This window comes from Lyngbya sp. CCY1209, assembly GCF_035615495.1.
GTDB lineage: Bacteria > Cyanobacteriota > Cyanobacteriia > Cyanobacteriales > Microcoleaceae > Limnospira.
Genome location: NZ_JAJENU010000424.1, coordinates 1 through 267, shown reverse-complemented (window position 1 = coordinate 267; position 267 = coordinate 1). Strand labels below are relative to the sequence as shown.

Here is a 267-nt window from a genome sequence, read left to right as displayed (position 1 = left end):
CCGACAATCCGAGACAGAGCCAAGCAAGCCTTGGTCAAGATGGCAATGGAACCCTACTGGGAACCTAAATTCGAGGGGACAAGCTATGGGTTTCGACCCGGACGCTCAACCCATGATGCGATTGGTAGAATATTTGTTGGAATTAATCAAGGGGAATACTATGTCCTCGACGCCGATATTACCAAATGCTTCGACCAGATTGACCATGATTACCTACTATCCAAACTTCATTGTCCAACGACCATAAGGCGAAATGTCAAACAATGG

Annotated in this window: 1 protein-coding gene; it reads left to right on the top strand. The window is 46.4% G+C overall.

The annotated features are described in order from the left end of the window. On the top strand, positions 1-267 hold a 267-nt coding region (locus tag LKE08_RS12985; RefSeq protein ID WP_324704654.1), incomplete at both ends, for a reverse transcriptase/maturase family protein.